The sequence below is a fragment of the Edaphobacter sp. genome (assembly GCF_035763405.1).
In the GTDB taxonomy this organism is placed as follows: domain Bacteria; phylum Acidobacteriota; class Terriglobia; order Terriglobales; family Acidobacteriaceae; genus Edaphobacter.
Genome location: NZ_DASUBE010000040.1, coordinates 1 through 6,691, shown reverse-complemented (window position 1 = coordinate 6,691; position 6,691 = coordinate 1). Strand labels below are relative to the sequence as shown.

Genomic DNA, 6,691 nt, shown 5'->3' with positions numbered 1-6,691 from the left:
GAATGGGCACCCACATTCACCCTTCCTCTCACATGTAATGACATTCATAACCGCCTATACCCCGGCGGGTATCCCATACATAAAATAACGCCCATACTCTGGGTGCCCCATTCATGCGCAGTCTCATCGCGCATGGGTGGGGTGAACGATGTTAGACGTTACGATTAATCTCATGCCGAGCCGTCTCAAGCGTTATCAAGCCGAAGGCCACGACCACTTCATCACCTTCAGTTGTTACCGCCGTCTTCCCTACCTGAACGACAACCGCGCCCGCATCGTCTTCGAGGAAACACTCGAGAAGCTTCGACAGCGTCACCAGTTCTTTCTCTTCGGCTATGTCCTCATGCCCGAGCACGTCCACCTGTTGCTCACCGAGCCAAAAGTCCAATCGCTCGCCACCACACTCAGCGTCCTCAAGGGCGAGACATCGAAAATACTCAAAGGCAAAAGGCCCCAGTTCTGGCAGACCCGATACTACGACTTCAACGTCCTTACCCAGAAGAAACATGTGGAGAAGCTGCGCTACCTGCACCGCAACCCCGTCGAGAGAGGTCTCGTCGAAAAGCCCGAGGACTGGCCCTGGAGCAGCTTTCGCCATCACCTCACGGGCGAGCAGGGCCGAGTTGAGATCGAATCCGAGTGGACGTGGAACCGGCGCGAGAGGGAAGCAACCCCACCCATCGCGATAGTGCCGCGATGAATGGGCACCCACATTCACCCTTCCTCTCACATGTAATGACATTCATAACCGCCTATACCCCGGCGGGTATCCCATACATAAAATAACGCCCATACTCTGGGTGCCCCATTCATGCAGTTTCATCGCATGGGTGGGCATTCGCGCGAAGCGCGAACCGCTACTCATCGCCGGACTCGGACTCCTCATAAATCGCATGAAGCTGCTTCGCCAGCATCGAAGCCAGCAAGTGCTTCATGGCCGTCAGGTCAATTCGCTTCTCTGACCACGCATCATCCGCAGCCTCCAGCGCCTTGTAATAAGGCGTCCGGTTTTGTTCGATCTGTTCGGGAATTGTCAGCTTACCGGGCAGAAGCGCCTTGAGCCGTACACACAGCACAAAATACGAGACTGCGCGCGACGTGCGTCCGTTCCCATCCGTAAACGGATGAATCCAGTTCAACCGCCACATCACATATGCCGCAAGATGGACCGGACTCTTTTCGACCCACTTCTCATTTACATAGTCACACAGTTCCTCAACCAGTTCAGGCACCTGAAAGGCCGGCGGTGGCGTGTGCTTGCTCTGTCCAATCTCGATTCCAGCCGGACGAAAATTCCCGGCGTACTGCGAAATACCCTCAAGAGCCGCTCGATGCAGATGCAGCAGATGGGAGGGACGCAGCTTGAAAGGGCGTTCCGGGTGCAGATAGCTCTCCACCATATCCGCCACCGCACGGAACTGCTGAACGACGTTATACGACTCCTGCCGTGCAAGAGCCTCCGGGTCTTGAATGAGTTCCGCTTCCGCAGCCTGGCTATGCCGCGTCGAATCGGACATTATTTCGCCTTGAGCTGCGTCTTGATCTTCTCATCAGCCTCTGCGATCATTTCGCGCGTGATGCGACTGTTCTCAATCTTGGCATTCCCATAGGCAAAGCTCCGCCTTTGCGCCTCCCGCTCCGCATCGGAGAAGGGTCGCTTGCGTGCCGCTTCGATCAACCGTGTCAATTCCTGATTCATGTCCTTAACCCACTGCGATACAGTCATACCACTGTACTCGTGAAATGCTAGCATCGCACTCATTGTGGATGCTCTCCGACACCAAAAAGTTACATCCTGTAATCGGAGCCCGCCCTGCCACAGCAGCCGAGGTAGCTCAACAGGAACAAAGCTAAGGAATCCGCTCCGCTCGCTCAAGAAAATCGCCTTCCGTTCCGCAAAGCCGGAACGCCATCGCAAGGCCTCATCAGTCTCCAGATAAGCGTCCACTCAGAGGCACCCTGCCCGATTTCCACAGTCAGGTCTTGACACCGCTGATAACCTTAAATCAGGAGAAGATGAGGCCCGGCAACCGCCGGGCTTTCAAATTTAACACGCGAATGGCATGAAACGTGCGGAGATACCCCCTACCTAAGTCCTTTGTTCAAAGTATTTTAGAACTTAACTAGGGGGAGGGGGTACCAGCACCCGGAGCGTTCAGCCTGAGCGTCTCCTGAATTCCCTTCCCTTCGACGATCGTGTAAAGATTGTCCGCCGCGACATTGCTCAGCACCTCCACCAGCCCACTCGGCCACTCGATCCTCACCGTCTTCATCACCGCCTCGGTCCCCAGGCCGAAGTGCAGCCGCCGATCGTTGGAAGAAAGATAGCCGCCGCCACCGCGCACCTCGTCAATCTGCACGAGCTTGCCCGCCGTCACAGCAACACGAGCGCCGATAGCAGCACGGTTGCTCTTCGTCCCCACCAGCTTGAAGAGGACGCGATGGTTCGCACTCTTCGTTTCATTCAGAAAGAGCGAAGGCGGCCCGTCCTCGTTATAGACAACGACATCGACGTTGCCATCATTGTTGATGTCGCCAAACGCAGTGCCTCGGCGCGATGCAAGCGGCCCGCTGTTCAACCCCGCCGCAGTAGCCACGTCCTCGAACACCCCGTTGCGGAGGCTGCAAAAAAGCTGGATCGGCTCACGATACTTCAGCTCATGCGGAAGCGTATCGACCATCGAGCTGACGTTGCCGTTGGCCACAAAAAGATCCGGCCAGCCATCGTTGCCAAAGTCCGCAAAGCCCGCGCCCCACGAGACAAGCTGCGCGCCCGGACGCCCAAGCCCTGCGATGTAAGCCTCATCTACAAAGCCGAGAGCACCTTCGTTCCGATAGAGGCTCATCGGCTGGTAGCCGTAGCGCGTGACGGCGAGATCGAGCGTGCCATTGCGGTCGTAGTCCGCGAAGTCGGCAGCCATGTTGCCCATCGTCTTGCCCTCCGCGCTGAGCGCCGTGCCGGAGAGCAGGCCAACCTCCTCGAAGGTTCCATCATGTTTGTTGTGATAAAGGAAGTTCGGCCCCATGTCGTTGTTGACGAACAGGTCGGGCCAGCCATCGTGATCGTAGTCGCCCCACACCACGCCCATGCCCAGGCGCTTGTCCGGATTGCCGACACCGGCCTTCGTTGAAAGATCTTCAAATGCGCCTGCGCCGGTATTGTGAAAGAGAAGATCGGTCTCGCCATTCAACACAGGTACTTCCATCGGCAGGCCCTGATATTGAAAACCCTTGTCTCCGGGCTTCGGCAGATGGTGCAGGTCGGTATCGACGTAGCGCGAGACGAAGAGGTCGAGTTTGCCGTCGCGATCGTAGTCGGCCCAGGCCGCGCCCACGCTGAAGCCGCCGCCCGCAACCTTCTTCTGCGCGGTGACATCTTCAAACCTGCATCCGCCCAGATTGTGATAGAGCACGTTATGTCCGTAGCCGGTGACATACAGGTCAGGCAGGCCATCGTTGTCGTAGTCGCCCACCGCAACGCCCATGCCCCACCCACGTGTCGTTAATCCCGAGTTGGCCGTGATGTCGGTGAAATGCAGCGTGCCGCCAGGCTTGGTGTCCTGATGGTAGAGCGTCACCATCAGGTCGCCGCCGTGCAGGTAACGCTCGACCGTAGAACTGGTGACAGTCACGATGTCGAGCTTGCCATCGTTGTCGCAGTCGAACAGCGCGACGCCGCCGCCCATCATCTCGACGAGGTACTGCTTCACCGGAGCAAAGTGCGGCATGGTGGTGAGTCCCGCCTGTTCGGCAATATCTCGAAAATGCAGCGGGGGAGCCCCTTTCGACTGCGCCAACACGCCAGCGCCGGGCAGCAGCAATGCTAGAGCGATCAGTGTACGGACGTGCGTCTTCATCGTGGCTACCGCTCTGTGCTCTGCTTTGCAAGATGCTCACGCAGCGCAGACAATTGCTCCCGAGCTTCCTGATCTGCTGCGTTCAACTGGAGCGCCGTGTTGAACTCCGTCACTGCCTGCTGATAGTTACCGTGGCTCGCATAGGCTTCGCCTAGCGCACGATGCGCCTCGGCCGCCGATGGATTGGAGTGGACGAGACTTTCAAGCCGCGCAATGCCATCGTCATAGTCGCCTGTCCGCGCCAGCGACAGCCCATACATCGAGCCAAGCTGCGGCGAAGCGGCGAGCTGTGCCTCCAGCGGCTTCAGCGTCCTGACGACAGAGCCATAATCCTTGACCTGAAAGTAACTGATGCCAAGCACTCTTCGCGCTCCATCGTCATGCGGATGGGCCGCGAGATAGCGGCTCAGCGGCTCGACGGCCAATGCATATAAACCGCCCGAAAACGCAGCGCGACCCCAGTTGTAATCCAGCCCATCGAGCGCGGGATTCCACTGCGCGGCCTTGGCAAAGTAGCCGGAGGCCGTCGCAAATTCGTTGTTGCTTGCCGCAATGACGCCGAGATTGTTGTAGCTGTCGGCAAGCGCAGGGGCGAGCTGGGCGGTGTATTCGCCGAGTTCGCGCTTCGCCTTGGCGTCCGCCGGGGCAGTGGCAGCGGGACTCTGTAGCTGCGGCGCACTGGCCGTCTCGCTGATGGGCGCACCCTTCAGCCGGGCCTCGTCGCGCGCCATGTTCCGCTTCAACAGGTCGGCTGCAATCTGCATCTGCTGTTTCGCTTCGTCCGCGTGGCCCTGCTGCACAAGCAGGCGGCCCAGCAGATAATGCGCGCGCTGCACCTGATAGTGATTGCGCGAGAGATCGGTCGTCAGCGCAATGGCCTGACGGAACGCCTGCTCCGCCTCCGCCGGTTGGTTGAGCTGCATATAAACCTGTCCAAGCAGCAGAGGATTGTCCGGATTGGTCGCGTCGAGCGCAGACGCGCGCTTCAGGTAGCTCTCTGCTTCCGGCAGCCTGCGCTGGCTCAGCGCAATGTAGCCAAGCTGCGAAAGGCTGAAGTAGTCGTTGGGGTTCTGTTTGAGTTCGCGGTGAAACTCATCGAGCGCCTTCGGAAATCCCGCCTCGCCCTGACTCAATAGATACGAAGCGCCGAGGCAGTAGTGCGCCTCCGGCAGCGTGGGGTCTTCGGTAAGAGCCTTCTTGAACTCAGCAATCGAGAGATCGGGATAGCCGGCCTCGGCATAAGCGCGGCCGAAGTCCATATGCAGCGAGGCCTTGTCGCCTGAGCCATGTGCCATCTCGCTGAAGATGCGGGCTGCATCCTTCATGTTGGCAAGCGCAAGGTAGGCCCGCGCCAGCGCAAGCCCGTTCCTGTAGCTCGGGTCAAGCACAACGGCAGCTTCCAACTGCTTGCGCGCTTCGTCGTTCTCATCATTTTTGAGAAGGGCCTCGCCCAGCACAAAGCGTGCCTCGCCGTTCTTCGGGGTTTCGGCGACGACCGCTTGCGCGAGCGTCTTCGCCTTCGCCACGTCGTGGCCCAGCAGCGCGGCCTGCGCATAGGCTAGACGCAGCTTGCCGCCGCCATCAGGCGCGTCCGTGGCAAGTGCTTCGTCAAACAGTTTGACCGCGCCAGAGTAGTCTCCGGTGTGCGTGTGACCATCGGCCAGACGGGCCAGCGCGGCAGCGAGAAAGGCTTGATAATCGCGCGATGCAGCCTTAAAGTCACCCACCGACTGTGCGCGCTGCGCGGCGTCGTATTGCTGCTTCAGGCCAGCCGCCGGATGCGCGACGCTACCGCTGTGCCTAGCCCGTGCAGAGGTCTGCCCAGCGCACACTGCGCCGCTGAGCACACCCACCAGCAGCATCAGAAGCCATCGTGTGTAATCGCTCAGGTCTCCAAAACCTCTGCGGCCATCAGGCGTGATGTAAATCTCGGACATCGACAAAAAGTATAGCGAAGGGGACTGGGCCCCTTCGCTGGGAGGATTCAATCGCTTTCTAATCATCGGGTGCATAGCGAGCGGAGCAGTCTGAGCCGTCCCGCTCGCCGTGGATTAGAAGTTGTACTTCAGCGCGAGTTCGATGATGCGGGCAGCGTGACCGCCTGCCTTGGTATCGAGGAACCCGATCGTCGGTGAGTTGGAGCCTGTGTTGGGCGTCAGGTCGTGGTTGTAGTGGAGTGTCAACTGGTTGCCGCCGCTGAACTGCGCCAGCGGATGGTTGATCCAGTTGAACGCCGTCGCGCGGAACTGCACGTTCTGGTGCTCGGTGATGTGGAACGTCTTATAGGCGGCCATGTCCGTGTCGAAGAAGTCCGCCATCCGGTAGTAGGGATAGTTGCGCGGGCCGTTGGTTCCGATTGCCGGAGCCGCAAAACACGACGCATTGATACGCTGCAGGTGGGCAAGGTTCTTGCCCGCGTCGCAGGTCAGCTTCGGCATAATCAGCTTCGGCGCGGAGGTACCGAAGTAGGTAGCGGGGCCAATGCCTGTGATCGACAACCCGAAGTTGGGGCTGTTAATCGCCTGTAGGTTGGCGCCTCCCTGCCACGTCGTGATGCCCGACAGCGTCCAGCCGTTCGAGACGCCGCTCAGCAGCATGTTGCTGCCGTGATAGGCGCGCCCGAAGTTATATGAGTACGAAGCGTTGAAGACATGCGGCCGGTCGATCGACAGCAGCCCGTAGTTGCCGCGCAGCGAGAACGGATCAATCTGCTGGCCGACGCCCAGGGTCTTCGACCACGTGTAGTTGACGTTGTAGGTCAGGCTGTTGGACCGCTTGACCCAGCTCAACTGCAGGCCGTTGTAGTTGGAGTAGCCGTCATTCGAGATGACGTT

The 6,691-nt window shown here is 59.2% G+C and carries 6 protein-coding genes; 1 reads left to right on the top strand and 5 read right to left on the bottom strand.

The annotated features are described in order from the left end of the window. Positions 1-148 precede the first annotated feature (148 nt). On the top strand, positions 149-700 hold the full coding sequence (locus VFU66_RS03550; protein ID WP_326444856.1) for an REP-associated tyrosine transposase: 552 nt from the start codon (positions 149-151) through the stop codon (positions 698-700). 157 nt (positions 701-857) lie between these two features. On the opposite strand, the gene VFU66_RS03545 is transcribed toward VFU66_RS03550, so the two are convergent. The 5 genes from VFU66_RS03545 to VFU66_RS03525 all read right to left on the bottom strand — a co-directional run. Continuing rightward, entirely contained in the window at positions 858-1,517 is a 660-nt protein-coding gene (locus tag VFU66_RS03545) for a Fic family protein (RefSeq protein ID WP_326444855.1), read from the bottom strand. Then, the gene (locus tag VFU66_RS03540) at positions 1,517-1,948 is read right to left on the bottom strand and encodes a hypothetical protein (RefSeq protein ID WP_326444854.1); all 432 of its coding nucleotides are present in this window, start codon (positions 1,946-1,948) and stop codon (positions 1,517-1,519) included. The genes VFU66_RS03545 and VFU66_RS03540 overlap by 1 nt, the downstream gene beginning before the upstream one ends. A 175-nt stretch (positions 1,949-2,123) precedes the next feature. Continuing rightward, positions 2,124-3,857, bottom strand: coding sequence for a CRTAC1 family protein (locus VFU66_RS03535; protein ID WP_326444853.1), 1,734 nt, complete (start codon positions 3,855-3,857; stop codon positions 2,124-2,126). Positions 3,858-3,862: 5 nt separating this feature from the next. Then, on the bottom strand, positions 3,863-5,794 hold the full coding sequence (locus VFU66_RS03530) for a tetratricopeptide repeat protein (RefSeq protein WP_326444852.1): 1,932 nt from the start codon (positions 5,792-5,794) through the stop codon (positions 3,863-3,865). A gap of 114 nt (positions 5,795-5,908) precedes the next feature. Next, on the bottom strand, positions 5,909-6,691 hold a 783-nt coding region (locus tag VFU66_RS03525; RefSeq protein WP_524536958.1), incomplete at its 5' end, for an outer membrane beta-barrel protein.

Coding starts and splice junctions, on each gene's coding strand:
- VFU66_RS03550 (WP_326444856.1), top strand. CDS start 149: ATGTTAGACGTTACGATTAATCTCATGCCGAGCCGTCTCAAGCGTTAT.
- VFU66_RS03545 (WP_326444855.1), bottom strand. CDS start 1,517: ATGTCCGATTCGACGCGGCATAGCCAGGCTGCGGAAGCGGAACTCATT.
- VFU66_RS03535 (WP_326444853.1), bottom strand. CDS start 3,857: ATGAAGACGCACGTCCGTACACTGATCGCTCTAGCATTGCTGCTGCCC.
- VFU66_RS03530 (WP_326444852.1), bottom strand. CDS start 5,794: ATGTCCGAGATTTACATCACGCCTGATGGCCGCAGAGGTTTTGGAGAC.